The 23,056-nt window shown below is 52.6% G+C and carries 24 protein-coding genes; 16 read left to right on the top strand and 8 right to left on the bottom strand.

The window, feature by feature from the left end; all coding sequences use genetic code 11:
- Positions 1-56: 56 nt before the first annotated feature.
- The 6 genes from KO1_RS23305 to KO1_RS23280 all read right to left on the bottom strand — a co-directional run bounded on the left by KO1_RS23305 (position 57) and on the right by KO1_RS23280 (position 6,647).
- Positions 57-899, bottom strand: a complete 843-nt coding sequence (locus KO1_RS23305; RefSeq protein WP_004107400.1) for a PTS system mannose/fructose/sorbose family transporter subunit IID — start codon at positions 897-899, stop codon at positions 57-59.
- Positions 892-1,692, bottom strand: coding sequence for a PTS mannose/fructose/sorbose/N-acetylgalactosamine transporter subunit IIC (locus tag KO1_RS23300; protein ID WP_004107403.1), 801 nt, complete (start codon positions 1,690-1,692; stop codon positions 892-894). Before KO1_RS23300 ends, KO1_RS23305 begins: the two co-directional genes overlap by 8 nt.
- 11 nt (positions 1,693-1,703) lie before the next feature.
- Positions 1,704-2,201: a PTS sugar transporter subunit IIB gene (locus tag KO1_RS23295; protein ID WP_047720481.1), complete on the bottom strand. Its 498-nt coding sequence runs from the start codon at positions 2,199-2,201 to the stop codon at positions 1,704-1,706.
- A 13-nt stretch (positions 2,202-2,214) separates the two neighbouring features.
- Entirely contained in the window at positions 2,215-3,393 is a 1,179-nt protein-coding gene (locus KO1_RS23290) for a glycoside hydrolase family 88 protein (protein ID WP_004107407.1), read from the bottom strand.
- Positions 3,390-3,872 carry a PTS sugar transporter subunit IIA gene (locus KO1_RS23285; protein WP_004107410.1) on the bottom strand — a complete coding sequence of 161 codons (483 nt, stop codon included), beginning with the start codon at positions 3,870-3,872 and terminating at the stop codon, positions 3,390-3,392. The genes KO1_RS23290 and KO1_RS23285 overlap by 4 nt, the downstream gene beginning before the upstream one ends.
- 174 nt (positions 3,873-4,046) lie before the next feature.
- Entirely contained in the window at positions 4,047-6,647 is a 2,601-nt protein-coding gene (locus KO1_RS23280) for a sigma 54-interacting transcriptional regulator (RefSeq protein ID WP_047720480.1), read from the bottom strand.
- A 132-nt stretch (positions 6,648-6,779) separates the two neighbouring features.
- Between KO1_RS23280 and KO1_RS28445 the strand changes: the two genes are divergently transcribed.
- The 9 genes from KO1_RS28445 to KO1_RS23240 all read left to right on the top strand — a co-directional run bounded on the left by KO1_RS28445 (position 6,780) and on the right by KO1_RS23240 (position 13,166).
- Positions 6,780-7,010, top strand: coding sequence for a hypothetical protein (locus KO1_RS28445; RefSeq protein ID WP_157776753.1), 231 nt, complete (start codon positions 6,780-6,782; stop codon positions 7,008-7,010).
- A 173-nt stretch (positions 7,011-7,183) separates the two neighbouring features.
- Positions 7,184-8,164 (top strand): 6-phosphofructokinase, encoded by a 981-nt coding sequence (locus KO1_RS23275; protein ID WP_004116804.1) that lies wholly within the window; start codon positions 7,184-7,186, stop codon positions 8,162-8,164.
- An 11-nt stretch (positions 8,165-8,175) separates the two neighbouring features.
- Positions 8,176-8,490: a PTS sugar transporter subunit IIB gene (locus KO1_RS23270; protein WP_004107427.1), complete on the top strand. Its 315-nt coding sequence runs from the start codon at positions 8,176-8,178 to the stop codon at positions 8,488-8,490.
- Positions 8,483-9,850 carry a PTS sugar transporter subunit IIC gene (locus KO1_RS23265; RefSeq protein WP_004107430.1) on the top strand — a complete coding sequence of 456 codons (1,368 nt, stop codon included), beginning with the start codon at positions 8,483-8,485 and terminating at the stop codon, positions 9,848-9,850. The genes KO1_RS23270 and KO1_RS23265 overlap by 8 nt, the downstream gene beginning before the upstream one ends.
- Complete coding sequence (locus tag KO1_RS23260) at positions 9,837-10,679, top strand: class II fructose-bisphosphate aldolase (protein WP_004107433.1); 843 nt, start codon at positions 9,837-9,839, stop codon at positions 10,677-10,679. Before KO1_RS23265 ends, KO1_RS23260 begins: the two co-directional genes overlap by 14 nt.
- 56 nt (positions 10,680-10,735) lie before the next feature.
- Complete coding sequence (locus KO1_RS23255; protein WP_024274856.1) at positions 10,736-11,005, top strand: hypothetical protein; 270 nt, start codon at positions 10,736-10,738, stop codon at positions 11,003-11,005.
- A gap of 9 nt (positions 11,006-11,014) precedes the next feature.
- Entirely contained in the window at positions 11,015-11,452 is a 438-nt protein-coding gene (locus tag KO1_RS23250; protein WP_004107437.1) for a PTS sugar transporter subunit IIA, read from the top strand.
- Positions 11,449-12,000 (top strand): P-loop nucleotide/nucleoside kinase family protein, encoded by a 552-nt coding sequence (locus KO1_RS23245; protein WP_024274857.1) that lies wholly within the window; start codon positions 11,449-11,451, stop codon positions 11,998-12,000. Before KO1_RS23250 ends, KO1_RS23245 begins: the two co-directional genes overlap by 4 nt.
- Before the next feature lie 131 nt (positions 12,001-12,131).
- Complete coding sequence (locus KO1_RS23240; protein ID WP_004116813.1) at positions 12,132-13,166, top strand: YiiG family protein; 1,035 nt, start codon at positions 12,132-12,134, stop codon at positions 13,164-13,166.
- Positions 13,167-13,203: 37 nt separating this feature from the next.
- Here the strand turns inward: KO1_RS23240 and KO1_RS23235 are convergent, their stop codons facing one another.
- The gene (locus tag KO1_RS23235) at positions 13,204-13,527 is read right to left on the bottom strand and encodes an AzlD domain-containing protein (protein ID WP_004107443.1); all 324 of its coding nucleotides are present in this window, start codon (positions 13,525-13,527) and stop codon (positions 13,204-13,206) included.
- Positions 13,527-14,186 carry an AzlC family ABC transporter permease gene (locus KO1_RS23230; RefSeq protein ID WP_016809579.1) on the bottom strand — a complete coding sequence of 220 codons (660 nt, stop codon included), beginning with the start codon at positions 14,184-14,186 and terminating at the stop codon, positions 13,527-13,529. The genes KO1_RS23235 and KO1_RS23230 overlap by 1 nt, the downstream gene beginning before the upstream one ends.
- Before the next feature lie 100 nt (positions 14,187-14,286).
- On the opposite strand from KO1_RS23230, the gene KO1_RS23225 reads away from it, so the two are divergent.
- The 7 genes from KO1_RS23225 (at position 14,287) to KO1_RS23195 (ending at position 22,987) form a co-directional block, all read left to right on the top strand.
- Positions 14,287-14,835, top strand: a complete 549-nt coding sequence (locus KO1_RS23225; protein ID WP_004107447.1) for a helix-turn-helix domain-containing protein — start codon at positions 14,287-14,289, stop codon at positions 14,833-14,835.
- Positions 14,836-14,910: 75 nt separating this feature from the next.
- Positions 14,911-15,906, top strand: a complete 996-nt coding sequence (locus KO1_RS23220) for a substrate-binding domain-containing protein (RefSeq protein WP_064407129.1) — start codon at positions 14,911-14,913, stop codon at positions 15,904-15,906.
- A 114-nt stretch (positions 15,907-16,020) separates the two neighbouring features.
- Positions 16,021-18,144, top strand: coding sequence for an alpha-galactosidase (locus KO1_RS23215; RefSeq protein ID WP_004107452.1), 2,124 nt, complete (start codon positions 16,021-16,023; stop codon positions 18,142-18,144).
- 41 nt (positions 18,145-18,185) lie between these two features.
- On the top strand, positions 18,186-19,451 hold the full coding sequence (locus tag KO1_RS23210; protein ID WP_024274858.1) for an MFS transporter: 1,266 nt from the start codon (positions 18,186-18,188) through the stop codon (positions 19,449-19,451).
- Between the two features lie 39 nt (positions 19,452-19,490).
- The gene (locus tag KO1_RS23205; RefSeq protein ID WP_004107456.1) at positions 19,491-20,084 is read left to right on the top strand and encodes a DapH/DapD/GlmU-related protein; all 594 of its coding nucleotides are present in this window, start codon (positions 19,491-19,493) and stop codon (positions 20,082-20,084) included.
- Between the two features lie 102 nt (positions 20,085-20,186).
- Complete coding sequence (locus KO1_RS23200; protein ID WP_047720479.1) at positions 20,187-21,566, top strand: carbohydrate porin; 1,380 nt, start codon at positions 20,187-20,189, stop codon at positions 21,564-21,566.
- Positions 21,567-21,976: 410 nt separating this feature from the next.
- Entirely contained in the window at positions 21,977-22,987 is a 1,011-nt protein-coding gene (locus KO1_RS23195; RefSeq protein WP_004107460.1) for a LacI family DNA-binding transcriptional regulator, read from the top strand.
- Positions 22,988-23,056 lie beyond the last annotated feature (69 nt).

Below are 23,056 nucleotides of genomic sequence, written 5' to 3'. Positions count from 1 at the left end.
TACTCATCACGAGTAAGAGGACGGCTCCCTTTTATTAAAGGGAGCCAGGGGATGCGTTAAATTATGCCAATACCCGCAGCGGCAAAACCGAAGACAATCAACATAATTAATACTTTATTGGGGCTAACTTTTTTATTCAGAAGCTTCAGGCAGCCCAGAACTAAAAGCAGAGGAATCAATCCGACGCAAATTTTGTCGAGGATCTCTTGCAGTACAAAGGGTTGGCCGGCGATGGTGGTTTTAAAGGTGGTGGTAAACTTCACCATGCTGGCGCTCATCGCTCCCACCATCATCAAACCCATAATTGATGAGGCTTTCGTTATACAGCTCAGCAACCCTGATTGCGTCGCTTCGGCGATATACTTAGAGCCTAAACGGTAGCCCATGACGCCGCCGTAATAGCGCAGCAGATAGCTGGGAATATTGTAAATCAGCAGGAACAGCAGCGGTCCCAGCGGATTCCCTTGCGATGCCAGACCGATTGCAATCCCGGTGGCGATAATACGCAGTACGCCATAAAAGAAGGAATCCCCGACGCCAGCGAAGGGTCCCATCAGCGCCACTTTGATGCCGTTAATACTGGAAGTATCAAAGTTCGGATTGGCTGCGTTCTCTTTCTCCATCGACAGCGTCAGGCCCATAATAAAAGGAGCCAGATGCTGGTTGGTATTAAAAAACTGGCTGTTACGTTTTAACGACTCAATATAGCCGTGTGGATTGCCGGTATAGATTTTTTTCAGCAGCGGCGCAAGGATCCAGCCGTAGCTCAGCCCCTCCATGCGGGTAAAGTTCATGGAGCCCAGCAGCTGGAACTGGCGGAAGAACAGCTGACGGAACATCTTTTTTTCGCCTTTGCTGTCATTTTGTGCGCTGAGCGCACTGTGTTGGATATCAGTCATTGAAAAACCCATCCTTATCATCAACTGACACTGGGGCAGCGGTTGCCGCCTGTTTATTGGCTTTAAGCTGATTAAATTCGTTAAAGCACAGATAGACCGCTACCGAGGCCGCGATAATGGCAATGCCCATAATCGGTAGCTGCAGATAGGCCGCCATCGCAAAACCGATAAAGAAGAAGGCGGCGATATTCTTGTTCCATAATGCTTTGAGCAAAATTGCGAAGCCCAGCGCCGGGAGAATGCCGCCAACGGCAGTCATTCCACGCATCACCGTATCCGGGATACTTTCGACCAGACTGCGAATGACGTCGGTGCCAAACAGAATGCCGAAGAACGCCAGTACCGCAAACGGCACGCCGTAAAACAGGGTCATGCCGAAAGTGATACCCAGCGCCGCACGGTCGCGGCCTTCTTCCAGTAAGGCGTCATATTTTTCAACCAGTCCGGTATAAACCAGCTTTAGTACCTGATAGACGAAAACCGCCAGCAGGCTGATGGGCAGCGCCAGCGCGACGGCCACCGCTGGTTCCGCGTGAGTAAGAATGGTAAAGGCCGTCGCCAGGACTGAACCCACAGCCAGATCTGCGGGAACGGAGCCGCCGATAGTGATAGTGCCCAGAAAAATGAGTTCCAGCGTGGCGCCGATAATAATGCCCTGTTGAAAATCCCCCAGCACCAGTCCTACCATCGCGCCGCAGATCAGCGGCCTTTCGATGAGCGGTTGTCCCAGGGTGTGATCCGCGAACTTGGCGATATACATCACCAGCGCGACAAGGAGTGCAGACGTTAACATAGCGACCTCGCTTAGCTGGCGGCGTTGCCCAGCATCTCAATCAGGTTTTTTACCGGATGAGAAGGCAGGACCTGATATTCAACGGCAATGCCGCGGTTGACGATGGCGTGGAAATCCGCCACATCTTCCGGCGTCACGTAGACGGTATCGCTGATGCGCTTTTTCGCCGCCAGATTGTCGGTGATGCGCCCAAAGTTAGCGACATTTAACGTTTTTATTCCCGGAACCTGTTCGACGAGTCGACGGGCGTCGGCGGCGTTGTTGACGATCACCATAATTTTCATTGCGTCCGAACGCGGGTCGTTAAGCACATCCCCTGCATCCTTTACCGCCATGATGGCGCATTTTGCGGTATCAGAAGCCGCCATGCGCAGCGACATTTTTTGCACTTCGTTATTCACGATCTGGTCATTGGCGACCAGAATGCGGTTCACGCCCAGATGCTTGGTCCAGACCACGGCAACCTGTCCGTGGATTAGACGATCGTCAATACGTACTAAAGAAATCATGGTGTAGCTCCAGTTAGCAAAAGTAGGGTGTCCAGACGCGGGAAAGGCGAACCAGGGCTTCGAAATAGAAGTAATCGCCCCAGAGGTTTGGTTCGTTAATGCCCATATTGCGGCCAAAGTTATAAACGCCTTCGCGCAGCAGGCCGTCCTGCGTGTGGGCAAGGTAGCGCTCGTGTAAACTGCGCATCATCAGTTCGATAGCATTGCTGTAGGCCGGGCGCAGCGGGTCGGTGAGCGGTAACAGCTTCAGTAGTTCCGCCAGACCGCAGGCGGCTATCGCCGCTGCGGAAGTGTCCCGATACTGGTTATCCCTGGCGGTGAAAATCAGATCCCAGTAGCAGACAAAATCTTCCGGCAGGCGGTTAAGAAAATAGTGCGCCAGGCGGCGAGAGAGCTCGGGCTGCCAGGCATCGCCGGTGTGGGTGTATCCCAGCGCAAAACCGTAAATTCCCCACGCCTGGCCGCGCGACCAGCAAGAGCTATCGCTGAATCCCTGGTGCGTATCCCCGCGTAGCGGCTTACCGTTATGAATATCCATATAGAACGTATGAAAAGTAGAAGCATCATCACGTACCAGATAGCGTGCGGCCTGTGCCAGATGACGGCAGGCGGCTTCGCGCCATTGTTGATTTCCGGTTTCGTTGGCGGCCCAAAACAGCAGCGGAACATTAAGATTGCAGTCGATGATCATTCGCCCCTGGCGTGCCGGGTCGTTTAAATCTCCCCAGGCCTGAATGACGCCCGCCGTGGCGTTAAAGCGGCGATAGAGCAGCTCGGCCGCGCGCAGGGCGAGTTCGCGAGCGCGCAGGTTGCCGGTGAGCTTCCAGGCGTTAACGCAGGAGAGGAGATAGAGAAAGCCCAGATCGTGGGTATCCACTTTAATCTGCTTATCGAGACGTTCTTCAAAGCTATCGAGCAGGCTTTCCGCCACCGCCCGATATTTATCATCGCCGGTGACCTCCCAGGCGAGCCACAGCATGCCGGTCCAGAATCCCTCGGTCCAGTCGACTTTCTCCACGCTTTCATAACGGCCCCGTGTCGCACTGGCGGAGGGAAAGGTCGCCGTAAAGCGCGGCAGCATAGCGTCGAGGCGGATCAGAACGTCGCCGATGGCGCCGTCAAGCCAGGCGCGGTCCAGCCCTGGCTGCGGTGAGAAGTAGCGAGTATCAAGCGCTTCGAGTGCGATAGTCATAGCTTTCCCTCCCCGGCAAAAAAATCGTCAATATCATCCTGGGAGTGAGGCTGTTTCGTCTGGCGCGCAGTGATGATTTCCGGCAGCTGGTTCATGTACTGCATTGCTCCGCTGGCGGCGGCAAATGCGTCCTGGAGGCGCTGGGCGGTATCAGCGTGCTCCGACATACAAAACTCCATCAGCATAATCAGGTTAGCGCCGCTGATTACGTGAGCGTGGGGATATTTAACCATCATCTGTACAGCGGTATTGTTGACACTGCCGCCCGGCATATCGGTAAACAGCACCAGCTCATTGCCGCGACCGGCAGCCTGTTGGGCTATAACATCAAAACGGGCTGCTAACTCTGCGGTTGAGCCAATTTCGCCGCAGTAGGCGCAAACGGGCGTGACGCCATGGTCGTCGCCAATCAGCAGATTTAATGCCGACACTATCCCTTCTGCGTAGCGGCCGTGAGTTGCGATGTACATCTCTCGCATTGCGTATTCCTTAATCTTTACAGGTGTCTGAGAAAGAATTAGCAATCAGCGTGCCATGTTTTTATTTATATGATTTTAAAGGATAAAAATATTTTTTTGGACGCTCTTTGCAGTGTTGAATAGGCAGCTTATGCAGTGTCGACAGATTTGCCAGCCGAAGCTGGCGGCGGGGGATTAATGGCCGGGATCAAAGGCAATCCACGGTTCCATAATTTCATAAATCATCAGCACTTCGGTAAGCGGCAGGGTGATATTGTATTTGCGGTTCAGAGCCTGAAAAAAGGTGTCATGGACGGCGACAAACGCCTGCTGTTCCAGCGTTAACTCCGCCTCTTCGCGATGGCGGACCCCATTGTTGACCATGACCCGTTCGATCATCAGCGCGATGTGCATGAACAGGTTGATGCGCAGATAGCTTTCAAAATGGATTTTGTAGAAGGATTCATACTGCTTAATGACCGCTTCGACTTCATCAATAATCACTACCGGATTGAGGAAGTTAAGGCGGCTGGCGACGCCTTCGACGGTAAACAGTTTAACCACTTCATCAATCATGGGCTCTAGACCGCCTTCCATCAACAGCCCGTTGAAGTAGTCGCGTTTTAACACCAGCGTCTTTTCTTTAATCAGCTGTTCCACGCTAAGCAGAGGAATATAGCCTGCTTCCAGATCGGTCGTGGTGATGATTAGCCGCGTACCGTTTAGCGCCGGGTCAGCATGGGCGATTTTCCATTTCAGATCGTCATACTCCATCGTAATAATGTCGATCTCCTCCTGGGCCAGGAAGCGCTGGACAATATCTTTTAGCTTGCGGGAGATCCCTTCGCCGGAGATACAGGAGATAATAATTTTATTGCCCGGTAACACGCCCGCGTAGTAGCGCGTTTCCACCTCGTACGCACCTTTAGCGCTTTCAATAATCGCCTCCATCGACAGCTTATCCTGAATTTTACCCGCAATATCCAGCGCCATGGCCGTGCTGACGTTATTGATAACCAGGAGTTCGCCATGCAGATGGAGCTTTATCTCTTCATAGATCTCTTTCAGCGACCCCATGTCCACCAGGATAATCAGCCCGGCTCCTTGCCTGAGGCGCGAAACGTGAGCAATCAGCAGGTCGATGATCTCTCGGGTAGAGGTCGCGTTCGCCATGTCGAAGGCTTTAAAGTAATAGCCGCCGGTCAGCTGGTTGGCGATCCCGGCAATGCTCGACGCGGTGGCGCGGCCGTGGGAAACGATAATGCCCTGAATCGGATCGTCTTCACCGGCGAGGGTGTGAAATGCGCAGCTTAGTAGCGGGAGCAGCAGGGGCAGCGGCTGCCGGGTGACATGTTTGCTAAGTAAAGCCAGGCACTCCTCGGCCAGCAGGCGCGCCTTTCCGGAAACATAATCGGAAATCGTTTGCAGTTCGCCTGGGTCGACCGCCTCTTCCGGAGCATGGAGCGCATAGCTTAGACAGAGCCAGACCGCCTTGCGGATCTCCAGGCTACAGGAGACGCCGGTCAAGTTCTCCAGCTCCTCCAGAGCATGAACGGTGTTCTGCCAGATATAGCCGCTGTACAGCGACTCGGCGGCAACTGCGCCGCCGAACGTCGTCAGCCGCTGTTCCATTTTGCGATTCAGCAACAGCACGTTACCGCTATGGCAAAAGTCGCGAAAAATAACGTCGTCGCGCATTGCTTTTGGCAGTAGATGGCTAATATTCAGCGCATCATCATGTGGGTTAGCGTTAATGCTAATTATCTCACCGCCGGATATGGGGCCGCGTAGCGTGATGGCGTCGGCCTCGCGACTATCGCTCCAGGCGCTGGCGCACATTACTTTGATCTGGTTTTTTAACTCGCCGATATTGCCGCGTACCGGGGAGGTTACCAGCTGATGCATCAGTTGGTTATCGAGATGGATACTGCGCCGCAGGCTGAGCGCTTCCTGATGCAAAAAATGGCTAACCTGAGCGACGCGTTCGGTAAGCGGGCGTGAAATATAGTTGGGTAGCGTGACGCGCACCGGGATACGCCGGCGAAAGGTATTGAGCAGTACGGTGTCGATATTTTCCGTGGTGGCGAAGATGAACCGCAGCGATGCAGGGTGGCGCGTGCGATTATCACCAAGACGGTAGAAATACCCCTTGTCCATAAACAGAAACAGCTTTTCCTGATTCTCTGCCGAGAGGCGATGCACTTCATCAAGAAACAGAAATCCGCCATCGGCATCATCAAAGGCGCCGCGTTTCTCGCGGTCAGCTCCGGTGAAGGCGCCGCGGGTATAGCCGAAAAGTGTCGCCGAAAGCAGCTCCGGGTTGTTAGCGTAATCCGCGCAGTTAAGCTCGACGAAGGGTTTGTCCGCCGCGATAGCCCCGCGCTCAATAGCATATTGATAGATCAGCGTCGCCAGATGGCTTTTACCGACGCCGCTTTCTCCGGACAAGAGGATAGGTAAGCCGTCCGGATAGTCCACCGCAGAGCGGCACAGCGCGACGGCTTCCGCCAGGCTCCCGTGGGCACCAATCAGCGGCAGAAAGGCGTCATGTTTTTTCGACACTATGCGAGACGCCTGAGTAGTTTCCCCGCCTTTTTGCTGTACATAGAAGCGTACCGGACGGGTGTTTTCTTTGCGCAGATGACCGTCATCGCTCAGTCTATTGAGATAATGACTAATGACGCTGCGATTAACCTGCATAAAATCCGCACAGTCCTGAGCCGTGAATCCTGCGGCTTTCTGCGCGTAATGGGTGACTATTTTCTGGAATAATTTTTCTTTTGCCGACAGCGCCATCTCTCAATGCCCCGCGTAGAGTAGAAAATAGCGTCGATTTTATTTAGACACTAGACACTACTGTTTTTATTAGACACTGAGTACTTTCTACGGCATTAGATAAAAATGAAACTGTGTTTTGATTGAAGTGTGATGAAGATCGCCACAGATTTTACAGGGGATAACATCTGGTCTCTCCATCGCGAGCGTGACAGCCTGAACCGCGAGATTAAGAGCTGTGAACCCTCCCGACGCAAAAAAATGCGCTATTTATCACATTTCCGCCTTTTCATTACCGCCGGGTTTATTGGTCGAAACCGTCAAGCTGGCCGCAGAACGGCTCATTCAGGCAACTTAATGATCTTAAAGAAAATAAAAAAATAATTGTAAAGACGATCGCCTTTTATAAAGGAGAGATTGATCACAAAAAACGTGATGATAAACCCGGTGTCAATATTAGGTGTGTCTAAATTTATCGACATATTGTGATCTCTATTGCAAATAACAGCCTTGAAGTCGGGGAAAAATGTTGGCAGGAAAAACGGCGGAGGCAGTCAATGAAAATTGGCATTGTTATTAGCGGTGGCGATGTTTCTGGAATTAATAACTTTATATTTCAGATTGCCAGACTGGCGAGCGCCGATATCACCGTTTTTAACGGGGGCATACCCGGGTTATTGGATAAAAATCATCACGAAGTTGCGTGGCGCGATCTGGTTGATTTCTCCATAACGTCTATTCCGATCATCACATCCGGTCGGACCAGCCGCAAGCTGTTGCGCAGTGAATATGAAACCATAGCTAAAAAAATTAAATCATTGCGTATCGATGTGCTGATTATGGCCGGCGGCGACGGCAGCCTGCAGTTTCTCAATACGCTGAGTGAATTTGATATTAACTGCTTTGGCGTCGGGATGACTATCGATAATGATGTATACGGCAGCGATTATACGATTGGTTTTTCTACGGCCTGCGAGCAGATTATTAAAGAAGTTTCCCGCTTAAGAAATACCGGAAGAGCATTACCGGGTCGGGTATTTATGGTTGAAATATTAGGAGGCTATTGTGGAGAGTTAACGTTGCAATCCGCTATTAAATCTAATGCTGATATTGCCCTGATTCCGGAATCACAGATGCCGTTAGAAGCGCTGGCCGAGCGGGTGAAGCACAAGCTAAAACAGCAAAATAGCGTGGTGATCCTCTGCTCTGAAGGCTACACCAGAGAGTATTCTCCCGGTTTTCAGGGGGCCATTGATACCATGATTAAGCAGCTCGAACCGCAAATTGGCGTACGCATCCGCAAAACCATCGTGGGCTACGGTTTACGCAGCGGCGACCCGACCTGCGAAGAAATCTATCAGGGGACGATTATGGCCTGCGAAGTGGTTCGCTGCATTCAGTCCGGCATGAAAAATAAAGCCATTATAATTAATTCCAGTAACAAACCTATTCCGATTGATTTAGTCAGTATGAAAAAACGTCTGGTCGATACCGAAGGACACCATTATAAACTTGCCAAACAACTCAATATTATTTGAGGAGACCCTACATGCTGAAAATTCTTTGCGTATGTGGCTGCGGCCTCGGTTCTAGCTTTGCCATCGAAATGACGGCGAAGGCGGTTTTAAAGAAACTGGAAATTCCGGCGCAAATTGAACATACCACAATTTCCGAAGCCGGGGCGTTTAAATCAGACATGATTCTGACGCAAAAAACCTTTGCCGATATATTAACCGCAGATGCTAGTGAGGAGGAAATTAAACGTGTGGTGGTACTGCATAAACTGACGGACAAAGATGAGGTTGAAGCCAAAATCGTCGCATTCTTAAAAGAGCGTAACCTGAAGGTGGCAGATTATGAATAGCTTTGTAGAGTTTATCGTCAAAGATTTGCTCGGCCAGGCTTCGATATTAATTGCATTTATTGCGATGCTGGGCCTGATTTTGCAAAAAAAATCAGCGGGCAAAACGGCGGAGGGAACCTTTAAAACGCTGCTCGGTTTCTTAATAATGATGGCCGGAATCAACATTATTGTCGCCACGCTAACGTTCCTTAACGATATCTTCACCCAGGGATTCGGCATGAAAGGCTACATTACTGATGTTGCCGCCATCGCCGGGTTAGCCAATCGTGAATTAGGTTCCGAAGTGGCGCTGACCCTGATGGTCATTTTTGCCGTTAACATTATTATCGCCCGCCTGACGCCGCTCAAATATATCTTCCTGACCGGCCAGGCTCTGCTGTGGATGGCGACCATCGGCGCGGTAATAGGCTATAAAGCCGGGCTGACCGGACTGTCGCTGATTTTAACCGGCGGTATTTTCGGCGGCGTAATGGCGGTATTGATGCCCGCTCTTGCGCAGCCGGTGGTCAGACGTATTACCGGTTCCGATGATGTGGCGCTGGGGCACTTCTGCACCATCGGCTATCTGGTGCAGGCGGCGGTGGCTAAAGTGGTCGGGAAAGGTTCCCGCTCAACCGAAGATCTTGAGCTACCTGATAACTTTAAGTTCCTCCAGGATACCTACCTTGCGATGGCGGTGGTAATGGTGCCGATGTACCTCATTCCCGCGCTTGCCGCAGGCCCGGAATATATCGCGCAGTTTTCCGGCGGTATTAACTACCTGATGTACGCCTTTATGCAGTCTATACAGTTTGTGGCGGGGGTATTCGTTCTCTATAGCGGCGTGCGCTTATTGCTTAACGAGCTGGTTCCGGCATTCCGCGGCATCGCCATGCGCATTGTCCCGGATGCAAAACCCGCGCTGGATTGCCCGGTACTGTTCCCCTATGCGCCCAATGCGGTGATTGTCGGCTTCCTGGCAACGACCGTCGGCTCCATTATCGGCATGCTGGTATTCCCGATGTTTGGTCTGGCGATGATCCTGCCCGGCCTGTTAACCAACTTCTTTGCCGGCGGTACGGCAGGCGTGTTTGGCAACGCGCTGGGCGGCCGGCGCGGAGCGATGATTGGCGGCGTCATTCACGGCCTGTTTATTACCTTTCTGCCCGCCATTTTAGTGCCGATGCTGGAAAGCTACGGCTTTACCGGCGTCACTTTCAGCGATTCTGACGTCATTAGTTCCGGTCTGGTATTGGGCCACGCCTTCCAGAATAACTGGCTATTTGTTGCTCTGTTCATTGTTTTTGTTGCCGCACTGGCATGGTTCGTAAACGGTAAATCAGCTAAGCCAAAAGGGGAAAACATTCATGAGTCTGTATAACTTCAACGCGATTCTGAAAATTGCGCAGGAAAGAGATTTTAAAGCCATTGGCTCGTTTAATTTGCACTGTATTGAAATGCTGCCCGCCTTTTTTAAAGCGGCGCAGATAAGCGATAGCCCATTAATGATTCAAATCTCTACCGGGACGGCGGAATATCTCGGCTATCGTTTACTGGTGGATGCCGTGCGCTCGCTCGCGGAAAGTGAAAACGTGCCGACCTGTCTGCATCTGGATCACTGCTCTGATATCAGCGCCATTGAAACGGCCATGGATGCCGGATTTTCATCAGTGATGTATGACGGCTCCCATCTGGGGCTGGAGGAGAATATCGGCAATACGCGTATCGTGGTGGAGATGGCGCGCCCGCGGAATATCACGGTAGAAGGCGAGCTGGGGGCAATAGGCGGCTCGGAAGATGGCAAAGCCGTTGCCGCAGAAGATATTTGTTTCACCACGGTGGAAGACGCCAAACGCTTTGTGAAGGAGACGCAGGTGGATATGCTGGCGGTCTCCGTAGGCACGGTACATGGCCTCTATACCGGCAAAGCGCAGATCCAGCATCAGCGGCTGAAAGAGATTAGCGCCGCCACAGGCGTACCGTTAGTGCTCCACGGCGGTACCGGCGTCAGCGATGATGATATGCGCCTGGCCGTAACGGAAGGCATCAACAAAGTGAACGTCGGTACTGAAATGAACGTTCAGTGGGTCGATCAATGTAAAACCACTTTTGAAAAAGGCAAAGTTAACGACAGCGTGCGCAAATTCTTAATTCCGGCGAATAATGCGGTCACCCAGGTATTAATGGAAAAAATCGCGCTATTTAAATAATACTTTATTTTTAATCGTATTCCGTTGCCCTGCTGTCCGTCAGGGAGGAGCTCGCTATGTTTGAATCTTTGAAAACGCTGTGGAAAAAAGAGAGTAGCCCGCCGCAGGATTATGACGCACAGTCCCGCCAGCTGGCGGGGGAAATCGCCAGGCTGGAAGGCGAATTACGGGGCGACCCGGGAAATGGCGAAGTACAGAAAGCATTAATGCTGGTTTATAACCGGGCGCTGTCGGTATATGCCAAAAGCCATACGCATCGCCAGGAAATAGATGCGCTTTTTGTGCGCATTGATGAGTTACGTAATGTTATTCGCCGTAATATATAGGAAGTGATAATGACGATAAAAGAACTGCTTATTGAGGCCGATGCGATTCAGGTCGGCGTCACGGAGTCCGACTGGCAGAAGGTGATCCAACTGGCGGCCAGCCCGCTGGTGGCAAAGGGATATATCTCGGCAGATTACGGTCAGGCGGTGATCGATAATACCCTGCATCATGGCGCCTATTACGTTTTTGATGAGGGCATCGCCATCCCGCATGCCAGACCGGAGTGCGGCGTAAAGCGCAACTGCTTTAGCCTTGTTGTGCTGGATAAGCCAATTCAGTTTGCTGATAGCGAGAAGGCGGATATCGTCATTATGTTCGGCGCGCAGGACAGCAATGCCCATATAGAAGAGGGGATTCGTGCGATTGTCGCTCTGCTCGATAATAACGAGACCATGGAGAAGCTGCGGGCCGCCAGCAGCAAGGAGGAGGTCGTTGCGTTGCTATGAACAGATATCTCACACCCGGCTGCAAAACGGTAATTTTAATTAACGGCATTCCCGCCTCGGGTAAAAGCACCGTCACCCGGCAGCTATCGGCAGCGTTTAATCTGCCGCAGCTGACCATCGACGGTATTAAAGAGCCGTTTATGGCGTGCTTTACCGGGATCGATCGGTCCTTCAACCGGCAACTGGGCTGCGCCGCGTATGAAGTGATATGGTCGATTGTCGGTCAGTCACCGGCAGGCTGCATCTGGCTCATTGACGCCTGGTTTGGCTTTCAACCGCGCGACACGCTGCAGCAGCTGCTACAACAAGCGGGCGTTGAAAAGGTTCTGGAGGTCTGGAATCACATCCCGCCTGAGCTTGCGGTGGCGCGCTATGCCAGCCGGTTACACGATCGTAAGCCGGGGCATCCGGGCGAAGAGTATCTGCCGGAACTGGCTCGGCTGGCGCAGCAGGCGGAACCAATGCGACTGGGGCCGGTATTGACCGTGGATCAGCAAAAACCGCTGGATATCGAGCGCGTTATTCTTTGGATTGCAGCACAGATTTAGTCAGGCTAAATAACATCATTAGTTTAAAAGCGCCTGCGGGCGCTTTTTTTGTATCGGCATAAAACGATTATGCGATATGATTTATCCTCCTGTCTTTAGATTGGTTTAATTGTTTTTAATAAAGGATAGTTATGAAAAGGAATTTATTGGCGGCAGCAATAAGCTGCGTCTTATTAATGGGGCTTGTTGGATGCGACGATAATAAATTACCCGAAAGCGCTCCTGCTCCTGCAGCAGCTCCGGCTAGTCCATCCGCATCTTCAGGTGCAGATAACAAGGAAGTTAAAAACGCCAGCCCAGACCGCATTATTAGCGAAAAGATGAGCGTATATATTGAGTGCTATAATGATATCGATGAAGATATTTATCGTAGCATTAAATACTATGCTCGCTGGTTAGACGATCTGAAGGTCGGTCCCACCGGAAAAGAAAAGAGTGTTGGTGGTATCACGGATGTTTCCGCAGAGTTTGATAAGTGCCTGGCCAATATGACGCACGTTTCGAGTTTAAAGCCGTCGCTGGATCCTATCGATAATCTCGCTTTACCTTATATTAATTCATCCATTAAGCTGGCAGAAGTCATCAATAAGATGAATAAATATTACGAACAGCAAGATTATAAAGATGATGCTTTCGCTAAAGGCAAAGCGCTGCATACTCAGTTTATTCAGGCATTAGCCGCGTTCAAACCCGCATCAGATGCTTACTCAGAAGCGATTCATGAAATTAATAACCGCCGTCAGGAACAGCAGTTGAAAAAGATTGAGGCCAAAGAAGGCAAGTCTTTTGATTACTATTCGCTATCCATTATGTTGACCAGCAAAAAGGTTAACCAGGCGCTTGAGGCGGATAAATTTGATACCGATGCTGCGATGAAACTCGTCCAGGATCTGGGTGAACAAATTGAGCAATTGAAGTCAAAACAGGGCGAAACCAAAAAAGGTCCCCGGATGCGTGAGATCAGAGCCCCGACGTTTATCGAAGCGGCGGAAAAGTACCTTCTGGATGCCAAAACGCGCGTCCGCCGCGTTCGCGATAACACGCCGCTGACGTCTGGGGAAGCCATGTTGATGGATGGCGCCCCGCAAATGGTGGATGGCTCCTTTGAACATCTCATGGCGAGCTATAACCAGCTCGTAAGATGGTTTAATACATTGAGTGATTAAACTGGCTGAAGAATGATAAAAGCGCCTGTGGGCGCTTTTATCGTAAACCCGCCATCCGCAGCAGCGCCGTCACCACGGCAGCGGCGATAATCACCACGATCAGCGGCATCTTACGCCAGGCAAGAAATACCGCAAAGCCCACGCCCAGGACCCGCGCCATCCCGGCAAAATGTTCACCTTCGTAGAAGGTGGTTGCCAGCGCGACGGAAAAGAGCAGCACCGTTGCCGCATCGGAGAGTAGCGCCTGTGAGCGCTCAGAAAAGGCCAGCCGGCTGCCGAGCTTCGCTCCGCCTAAGCGCATCAAGTAAGTGCCCAGCGACAGAATCGCGATACCGGCGATAAACAGCGTCATATTGCCCATTATTTTCTCCTCGTCAGCAGGCCAAACAGCGACAGCAAAACCGGCAGACCAACCGGCGCAAAAGGTACGGCGGCCAGCGACAGAGCTGCTCCGCTGCAGGCGCGGATCAAGGTGGTGCGATTTTTAAATGCCGGAACCACCAGCGCCAGCAGAATGGCCGGAAAGACCGCATCGAGGCCAATGGTTTCCGGAGCCGGGAGCAGTTTGCCGACCCCCGCGCCCAATAGCGCGCCCAATGGCCAGATCAGCGCCACGCCCAGACCGCACAGCCAGTAGGCCGCCCGCCGCTGCTCGGGGGTTTTCTGCGACAGACCAAACACCACGCTTTCATCGTTCATAATATGGCAGCCGAGGAAGCTGGCGGCGCGCTGGCCGACCAGGTCGCGAACCGTCACGCCGAAGGGAATATGACGAGCGTTGACCAGTAAACCGGCCGCCGCCGCCGCCAGGGGATTTCCGCCGCTGGCGACAATGCCGATAAACATAAACTCCGAGGCGCCCGCCAGGACGCTGACCGAAAGCACAAAGGGCACCCAAATCGGGAAACCGTAGGCGATAGCCAGCGAGCCATAGGACATACCAACGATGCCCACTGCGAGGCAGACTAAAACAATTGCTCTGAGGGTGTCGCCTTTAAGACTGGCGAAGTGATGTTTCATACTCTTTAGCCATATCGAACGAATTTCCATTATAATGAACGCAACAGAATCGTATTTCAAGACGAACGAAACGTTCGTTATAAAAAACACGGAGGGCTGGATGACTCAGCCAATTAGCCTGATTGCCAAAAGCCTGGTTCGTGAACGCGCGCGCACCGGTCTTTCCCTTGCTGAAGTTGCGCGACGGGCGGGAATTGCCAAATCAACGTTATCGCAGCTGGAGTCCGGTAACGGTAACCCGAGTCTGGAAACGCTGTGGGCGCTGTGCGTGGCCCTCGATATTCCTTTTGCCCGGCTGCTGGAGCCGCAGGTCAACACCACCCAGGTGATCCGCCGCGGCGAGGGGACGAAAGTGATTGCCGAGCAGGCAAACTATCAGGCGATTTTACTCGCCGCCTGCCCGCCGGGCGCGCGGCGCGATATCTATCTCCTGCTAACCCAGCCGGGGGCTGACCGTATCTCTCACCCTCATCCACCGGGTTCCGTGGAACATATTATTATCACCCAGGGGCGGGCGCGGGTCGGCCTGACGGAGGCGCCGGAAGAGTTGGGAGAGGGGGATTACATCTGCTATCCCGCCGATCGGGAGCACGTTTTCCAGGCGCTGGAACCGGATACCCAGGCGCTATTGGTCGCCGAGCAGAACTAGTCACGGCGGTAGGGTGGACGCCATGGCCGTATTGCGGGACACTAGCCGCATTCTCCCGCGAAGACAGGGAAACTTATGTCGCTGATAGCCATTGCTAAAGAACTTGGGATCTCGGTTACAACCGTCAGCCGCGCGTTGAACGGCTATGACGACGTGTCGCAGGAGACGCGCGCCCGCGTCGAGGCCGAAGCGCAGCGTCGCGGCTATCGGCCAAACACCTTTGCGCGCCGCCTGAAAATGGGCAAAATCGACGCCGTCGGCCTCGTTTTTCCCGTGCGTCCCGCGCCGTTGAATAACAACGTCTTCCTTGAGATGGTCGGCGAGATTAGCCACGAGCTGGCGCGCTATGAGATCGATTTACTGCTGATAGCCGATGACGAACAGGCCGATAAACACGGTTATATGCGTATGGTGCAGAGTCGTCGTGTTGATGCGCTGATTGTTGCCCATACTCTGGACGATGATCCGCGCCTGATTCAGCTGCTCTCTTCCGGCTTTCCTTTTCTCGCCCTGGGGCGCAGCCGTCTGCCACAGCCCTATGCCTGGTTTGATTTCGATAACCAGGCGGGAACGTACCGCGCAACCCGCCATCTGATTAGCCAGGGGCACCAGCGTATAGCGCTGCTGAGCGAAAATAACAATCAGGCGTTTATTACGCAGCGCCGCAATGGTTACCTGCAAGCCCTGCGTGAAGCGGGGCTGGCGGAAACCTGGCTGCGCAGCGTGTCGCCCACCCGCCGCGGAGGGTTTCAGGCGACGATGGAGCTGCTGCGTCTGCCCGAACCGCCTACGGCGATAGTCACCGATTGCAACACCCACGGCGACGGCGCGGCGATGGCACTTGCCCAGCTCGGGCGTCTTACCGGCTCCGATCGCGTCTCACTGGTGGTTTATGATGGTTTGCCGCAGGACAGCATCATCGAAACTCCGGTGGGCGCGGTGATCCAGTCCACCCGGCAGGGCGTGGGCCGCCAGATAGCCAGCATGGTTCGCCGCTTAATCGCCGGCGACGATCTCGCCTCTCTCCAGGTGCTCTGGCAGCCTGAATTTATCCCCGGCGAAACTGCCTGATTCCCCTCCCGTCAGATTAATTTCCTGAACTCGATCACGGATCCGAAACGTTTTGGTTGGCGTCCGAAACGTTTCGGATCAACAGTAAGCTATTCCTTGTTGTGGAGAAGTCTGATGTCTGATTCGATTTTACGCCTGCAAAGCGCAGCGGCTGATGTGGTGATCAAAACCCGCCCGTTCGCCGAAATTATCTACTGGGGGCCGCATTTAAGCCATTTTTCGCCGCAGGATGCCCTGAGCATTGCCCGCCCGGTGGCCAATGGTCGTCTTGATGTGGATTCACCGGTGACCTTAATGGCTGAGCTGGGTCACGGCCTGTTCGGCGCGCCGGGCATCGAAGGCCACCGTCAGGGGCTGGACGCTTCGCCGATGTTCACCACGACCGAGGTGGCGCAGGATGGGCAGAATTTAACCATCATCAGTGAAGATGCTCAGGCAGGCCTGCGGTTATGCAGTGAAATTCAGCTTGATAACAGCGGCGTGCTGAGCGTTCGCCATGGCTTGACCAACCTGCGTCCGCAGCCGTGGCAGGTAGATCGCCTGGCCGTCACGCTACCGGTCGCCGAGCGCGCCCGCGAAGTCATGGCCTTTCATGGCCGCTGGATCCGCGAATTCCAGCCCCATCGTCTGCTCCTTGAACATGACAGCTTCGTGCTGGAAAACCGTCGCGGACGCACTTCCCATGAACATTTTCCGGCGCTGATTACCGGCAGCCAGGCCTTTAGCGAGATGCAGGGGGAAGTATGGGGCGTGCATCTGGGCTGGAGCGGTAACCATCGCCTGCGGGCGGAAGTGAAAACCGATGGCCGTCGCTACCTGCAGGCGGAAGCGCTCTATCTGGCGGGCGAAATGGCGTTGGCGGAGGGGGAAACCCTGTGGACTCCGCACCTCTACGGTAGCTATTCAGCGCAGGGGCTGAACGGCATGAGCCAGCAGTTCCATCGTTATCTGCGCGAACGGATTATTCGCTTTCCGGGCAACAAACCGCGCCCGGTGCATCTCAATACCTGGGAAGGGATCTATTTCGACCACGACCCGCAGTACATCATGCGCATGGCGGATGAGGCGGCGGAACTGGGCGTTGAGCGCTTTATCATTGATGACGGCTGGTTTAAAGGGCGCAACGACGACTGGGCGGCGCTCGGCGACTGGTATCTTGATGAGCAAAAATATCCGCACGGTCTGACCCCGGTTATCGACCACGTAAAATCGCTGGGCATGGAGTTCGGCATCTGGGTTGAGCCAGAAATGATTAACCCTGACTCCGATTTATACCGCGCGCATCCTGACTGGGTGCTGGCGCTGCCGGGCTATACGCCGCTTCCCGGGCGCCATCAATTTGTGCTGAATCTGAATATCCCGGAAGCCTTTGATTATCTGCTGGAGCGGATGAGCTGGCTGCTGGGCGAGCACGCGGTGGATTATGTGAAGTGGGATATGAACCGCGAACTGGTACAGCCCGGGCATAACGGTAAAGCTGCCGCCGATGCGCAAACCCGCCAGTTCTATCGCCTGCTCGATACGCTGGTGGCTCGCTTCCCGCATATTGAATTTGAGTCCTGCTCCTCCGGCGGCGGGCGAATCGACTACGAAGTGCTGAAGCGCAGCCATCGCTTCTGGGCTTCAGATAATAACGATGCCCTGGAGCGCAACACTATCCAGCGCGGCATGAGCTACTTCTTCCCGCCGGAAGTCATGGGCGCGCATATCGGCAACCGCCACTGTCACGCCACCTTCCGCCAGCACAGCATTGCGTTTCGCGGCCTGACGGCGCTGTTCGGCCATATGGGGCTTGAGCTGGACCCGGTAAGCGCTGACGAACAAGAGCGTGCCGGCTACCGCAAATACGCGGCGTTGCATAAGCAGTGGCGCGATGTGATTCATCACGGCGTGCAGTGGCGTATCGATATGCCGGACGCCACGACGCTGGCGCACGGCGTGGTAAGCGAAGACCGGAGCCAGGCGATTTTCCTCGTCAGCCAGCTGGCGATGCCGGACTACACCCTGATGGCGCCGCTGCGCGTGCCGGGACTGGAAGCGGGAGCGCGCTACCAGGTCACGCTGCTCGACCATCCGAATATTCAGATTACGGGAGAGGGCGGCCACACCATGCGTAAGCTGCCGGAATGGATGACGACGCCGCAGACCGTAAGCGGCGAGTGGTTGCAACTGGCGGGGCTGGCGCTGCCAATCCTTGACCCGGAAAGCGCCATTTTGATTGGCCTGCAACGCGTGTGATGACGACGGGCCGCGCGGCGGCCCTTTTTGAGGAATACACCATGAACCCGACCGTCTGTACCCATAAAAACAACCCCAATTTCTGGATTTTCGGGCTGTTCTTCTTTCTCTACTTTTTCATTATGGCCACCTGCTTTCCGTTTTTGCCGATCTGGTTATCGGATGTCATCGGCCTGAATAAAACCGAGACCGGGATTGTTTTCTCCAGCCTGTCGCTGTTTGCTATCTGTTTTCAGCCGATACTGGGCGTGATCTCCGATAAGCTGGGGCTGAAAAAGCATCTGATGTGGATTGTCACCGTGCTGCTGGTGCTGATCGCGCCCTTTTTCCTCTACGTTTTTGCGCCGTTGCTGAAAACCAATATCTGGCTCGGCGCGCTGAGCGGTGGAGCCTATATTGGCTTTGTGTTCTCCGCCGGCGCCGGGGCGATGGAGGCCTATATCGAACGCGTGAGCCGCAATAGCGGGTTTGAATACGGCAAGGCGCGGACTTTTGGCTGCCTCGGCTGGGCCCTGTGCGCCACCACGGCGGGGATGCTGTTCAGCGTTAACCCGGAGTGGGTGTTCTGGATGGGCTCCGCCGCCGCGCTGGTACTGGTTGTGCTGGTGGCTATCGCTAAACCGCAGGCCAGTCAGAGCGCACAGGTGATGGATTCTTTAGGGGCCAATCGTCCGGCGGTGGATTTAAAAACTGCCGTGAGCATGTTCCGCCAGCGCAAAATGTGGATGTTTATTCTGTACGTCATCGGCGTCGCCTGCGTTTATGATGTCTTCGATCAGCAGTTTGCCACCTTCTTTAAATCCTTTTTTGCCACCCCGGAGTCGGGCACCCGCGCTTTTGGTTTTGCGACCACCGCCGGGGAAATATGCAACGCGATTATTATGTTCAGCTCGCCGTGGATTATTAACCGCATCGGGGCGAAAAATACGTTACTGATTGCCGGAATGGTGATGGCGGCAAGGATGATCGGTTCATCGTTTGCCACGACGGCTGCGGAAGTGGTGGCGCTGAAAATGCTCCACGCGCTGGAAGTGCCGTTCCTGCTGGTAGGGGCCTTTAAATATATCACCGGCGTATTTGACGTCCGCCTGTCGGCGACGATTTATCTGGTTGGCTTCCAGTTTTCCAAACAGGTGGCGGCGATCTTCCTTTCCGCTTTTGCTGGCAACATGTATGACCGCATCGGCTTCCAGGACACCTATATGATCCTCGGCGGAATTGCCCTGGCCGTTACGCTAATATCCGCCTTTACCTTATCGGGTAAGGCAAAGCCGGAAAAGATTAGCGATAGCGCTATGACGGTTTAGCCAACGGAGCAATTATTCACCGTGACAGGAGCGGTTTGTATGATGGATATGAAAGAAAGAATGAACAGCGGCGAGCTCTATATTGATTCAGGATATGGCTTACCGCAGCAGCGGTTGATGGGGAAGGCGCGAGCCTATGAGTACAACCACTCCCATCCGTTTAACCAGGAATTAAGAAACGACATTATTCAGCGGATGTTTGCCCGCGTGGGTAAAGAATGCTGGATAGAACCACCGATTAATTTTGCCTACGGAACTCACATCTCCATTGGCGATAATTTTTACGCTAACTTTAATCTGACGCTGGTTGATGATGCTGAGATCACCATTGGTAATAACGTGATGTTTGCGCCAAATGTGACGATTTCAACCGCCGGCCACCCGATCCATCCGGATCTGCGCCACACCCAGCAGCAGTTCTCTTTGCCGGTGGTTATTGAAGACGGCGTCTGGCTGGGCACCGGGGTGATTATCAATCCTGGCGTCACTATCGGAAAAAACTCGGTCATTGGCGCCGGGAGCGTGGTGAACCGTTCCATACCGGCAAATGTTGTCGCCGCAGGCGTCCCTTGTCGGGTATTAAGAGACATTACCGATGAGGATAAAAATAAATATCAGCTGTTCGCAGGCTGAACTTCAATAATAAAATAGAAAATCTTCCTGATATAAAAAATAAAAATATATACGGGTGAGTTTATGACTCACCTGGCCCTCTTTTACCTCCGGAAAATAAAAATGAATAAAACAGCATTATCGATAGCCATAGGTTTGTCTTTGATAACCGGTTCAGCGGTAGCGAAAAATAATCATCTGACGCTGGAACAAAGGATGGAGCTGCTTGAAGCGCGGCTTGCCGCCGCTGAAAGCCGGGCGGCGGTGGCCGAAGGCCAGGTGCGGGATTTACAGGCGAAGCAGAATTCCGCTATACAGGCGGCGCAAACCAGCGTAGCGGTTAAAAGCATGGCCCCGACCGCTGAGAGTAAAAAAAATATTTCAGTTCCTGAGCTGAAATTATCCGGCTATGGCGATCTGAAAATCTACGGCGATGTCGAATTCAATATGGATGCGGAAAGCAAACATGGCTTGCTGGCCATGACCAATGCCGACGTTGGCAGCGATACAACCTATGATAAGTGGGATTTAAACGGCCGCATTCTGCTCGGTTTTGACGGTATCCGTAAAATGGAAAACGGCTATTTTGCCGGGTTCTCTATCCAGCCGCTAGCGGACATGACCGGTTCGATGAACCTTGATGATGCGGTTTTCTTCTTTGGTCAGGAGAACGACTGGAAGGTGAAAGTGGGGCGTTTTGAGGCGTACGATATGTTCCCGCTAAATCAGGATACCTTCGTTGAGCACTCAGGAAATACCGCTAACGACCTGTACAGTGACGGTCATGGCTATATCTATATGATGAAAGAGGGACGCGGTCGTTCTGACGCAGGCGGTAACTTCTTACTGAGTAAACAGTTAGATAACTGGTATTTTGAGCTTAATACACTGTTGGAAGACGGTACTTCGTTGTATAACGACGGCGGTTATCACGGTCGCGACATGGAGCAGAAAAAGAACGTGGCGTACCTGCGTCCGGTGGTGTCCTGGGCAAAGGATGAATTTTCCGTTGCGGCGGCCGTGGAAGCGAACGTGGTACAGAATGCCTACGGCTATAAAGATACGCAGGGTCACTTCGTCGATCAGTCTGACCGCACCGGCTATGGCCTGACCATGACCTGGAACGGCCTGAAGAGCGACCCGGCGGATGGTGTGGTAGTAAACCTGAATACCGCTTATATGGATGCCAATAACGAGAAGGATTTCACCTCCGGGGTGAACGCGCTATGGCGGCGCTTTGAGCTGGGATATATCTACGCGCATAATAAAATCAGCGATTATGCCGGCGTGATTTGCGAGAACGACTGCTGGATTAAGGACCAGGGCACTTACAATATTCATACTTTGCACGCCTCGTATCAAATTCCGAACGTCATGAACATGCAGAACTTTAATATTTATCTCGGCGCTTATTACTCCTTTCTCGACAGCGACGACAAGCTGAGTCAGGGGGATGATGACGATCGCTACGGCGCGCGGATGCGCTTTAAGTATTTCTTCTGATAATTATCGTTATAGCCAGAGTACATTCTATTAAATTGCACATTACTTTAATGAACAGTAGCCGCTATATATAATTAAGCCAGCACTTCTCATGCCTCATCCTGAGTGAAGATGTCATCTGACACTCTGTCGTTTACTCGGCAAAAAGGATGAGGCGCCTTTATGCGTTCTATACCTTTCAGCTAAATCCCACACGACCACCAGCAATATTTTTTTGACATAATATATTATTCTTTTACGCTGATTTATGCTTTTGTATAGTCCGGTCTTTAAGCTATGTAAGGAATAATAAAATTGCGAAGGCTAAACGTCATTCCATGTAACGCGACAACATGTGAACTGGCTTACATTTTCGATTTAGCTCACAATTTATAGTGAGCTCCAGGAGTCAGAAGGCGTATTCAATTACCATGGCATCGATTAAAGACGTAGCAAAAAGAGCTGGGGTCTCGACGGCAACCGTATCACGAGTCCTGAATAATCATCCCAGCGTGGTCGCGGAAACGCGTAAGGCGGTGCGGGAGGCGATGGATTATCTTTGCTATGTTCCCAGCAAAAGTTCGTTTCAGCTTAGCGGTAAATGTTCCGGACTGATTGGTGTGGTTGTGCCTAATCTGGTCAATCCTCACTTCTGTGAACTGTTGGCGACAGTGGAAGAAGAGGCCCGGTACATCGGTAAATCGGTGATCGTCAAAACGCACCAGAATCAACCGCAACAAGATAAGCATATTATTCATACCCTGGTGGGGATGGGCATTGACAGTTTGCTATGGGTGCCGACAGAAGCAGAAGCCGGTCTTTCAGAATGGTTAACTATTACCCGAATCCCGGTTGTCGTCGTTACGCAGGTGTCCCGGTTCTTTAATTCTGTATCGATTAATCAGGATCGCGGGGCTGAAAGTATTGCGGAGCATTTCATACACACCGGACATGTTGCATTTGGTTTTGTTGCCCAGGAAGGCGTTGATAACCGCAAGGTATCGTCGTACAGCAAAAAAATAGCGAGTCACGGTTTAAAGCTTGCCAAAGATAATTCGTTCTGGATAACAAAAGGTGAGGGTGAGAAGGTCTCAGGTCATATAAGCATTCTTGATGATATTATTGAGAAACTCAGCGAGCCGAAGCGAACCTGTACATGTCTGTTAGTTTATAACGATATTGCGGCAAACTATCTTATCGATGGGCTAGAAGCAAAAGGCATCGCCGTTCCAGAAGATATTGCGATTGCCAGTTTTGATAATACCTTGCTGGCGCAAACAAAAAGAATTACCAGCGTTGCGCAGCCGGTAAGTGAAATCGCTCATCTCGCTTTCCAGATGGTGAAATATCAACAGCAGCCGGACAGTATTGAAATGCACGAAATTGTCTCTCGGTTAATTATTCGTGAGAGCAGCGTAAAAATTAATATTACTACCCTGTAAAAGATTTATGTTTAGCAATGGCGCGACGACTGGCGCCATGGGTCCCTTTTAATAAAAAAATAGGTATAT

Origin of the sequence: Klebsiella oxytoca NBRC 105695 (genome assembly GCF_001598695.1) — a bacterium.
Taxonomy (GTDB): Bacteria; Pseudomonadota; Gammaproteobacteria; order Enterobacterales; family Enterobacteriaceae; genus Klebsiella; species Klebsiella oxytoca.
Note: the sequence above shows the minus strand (reverse complement) of the source record. Positions and strands in the feature narration are given on the sequence as shown.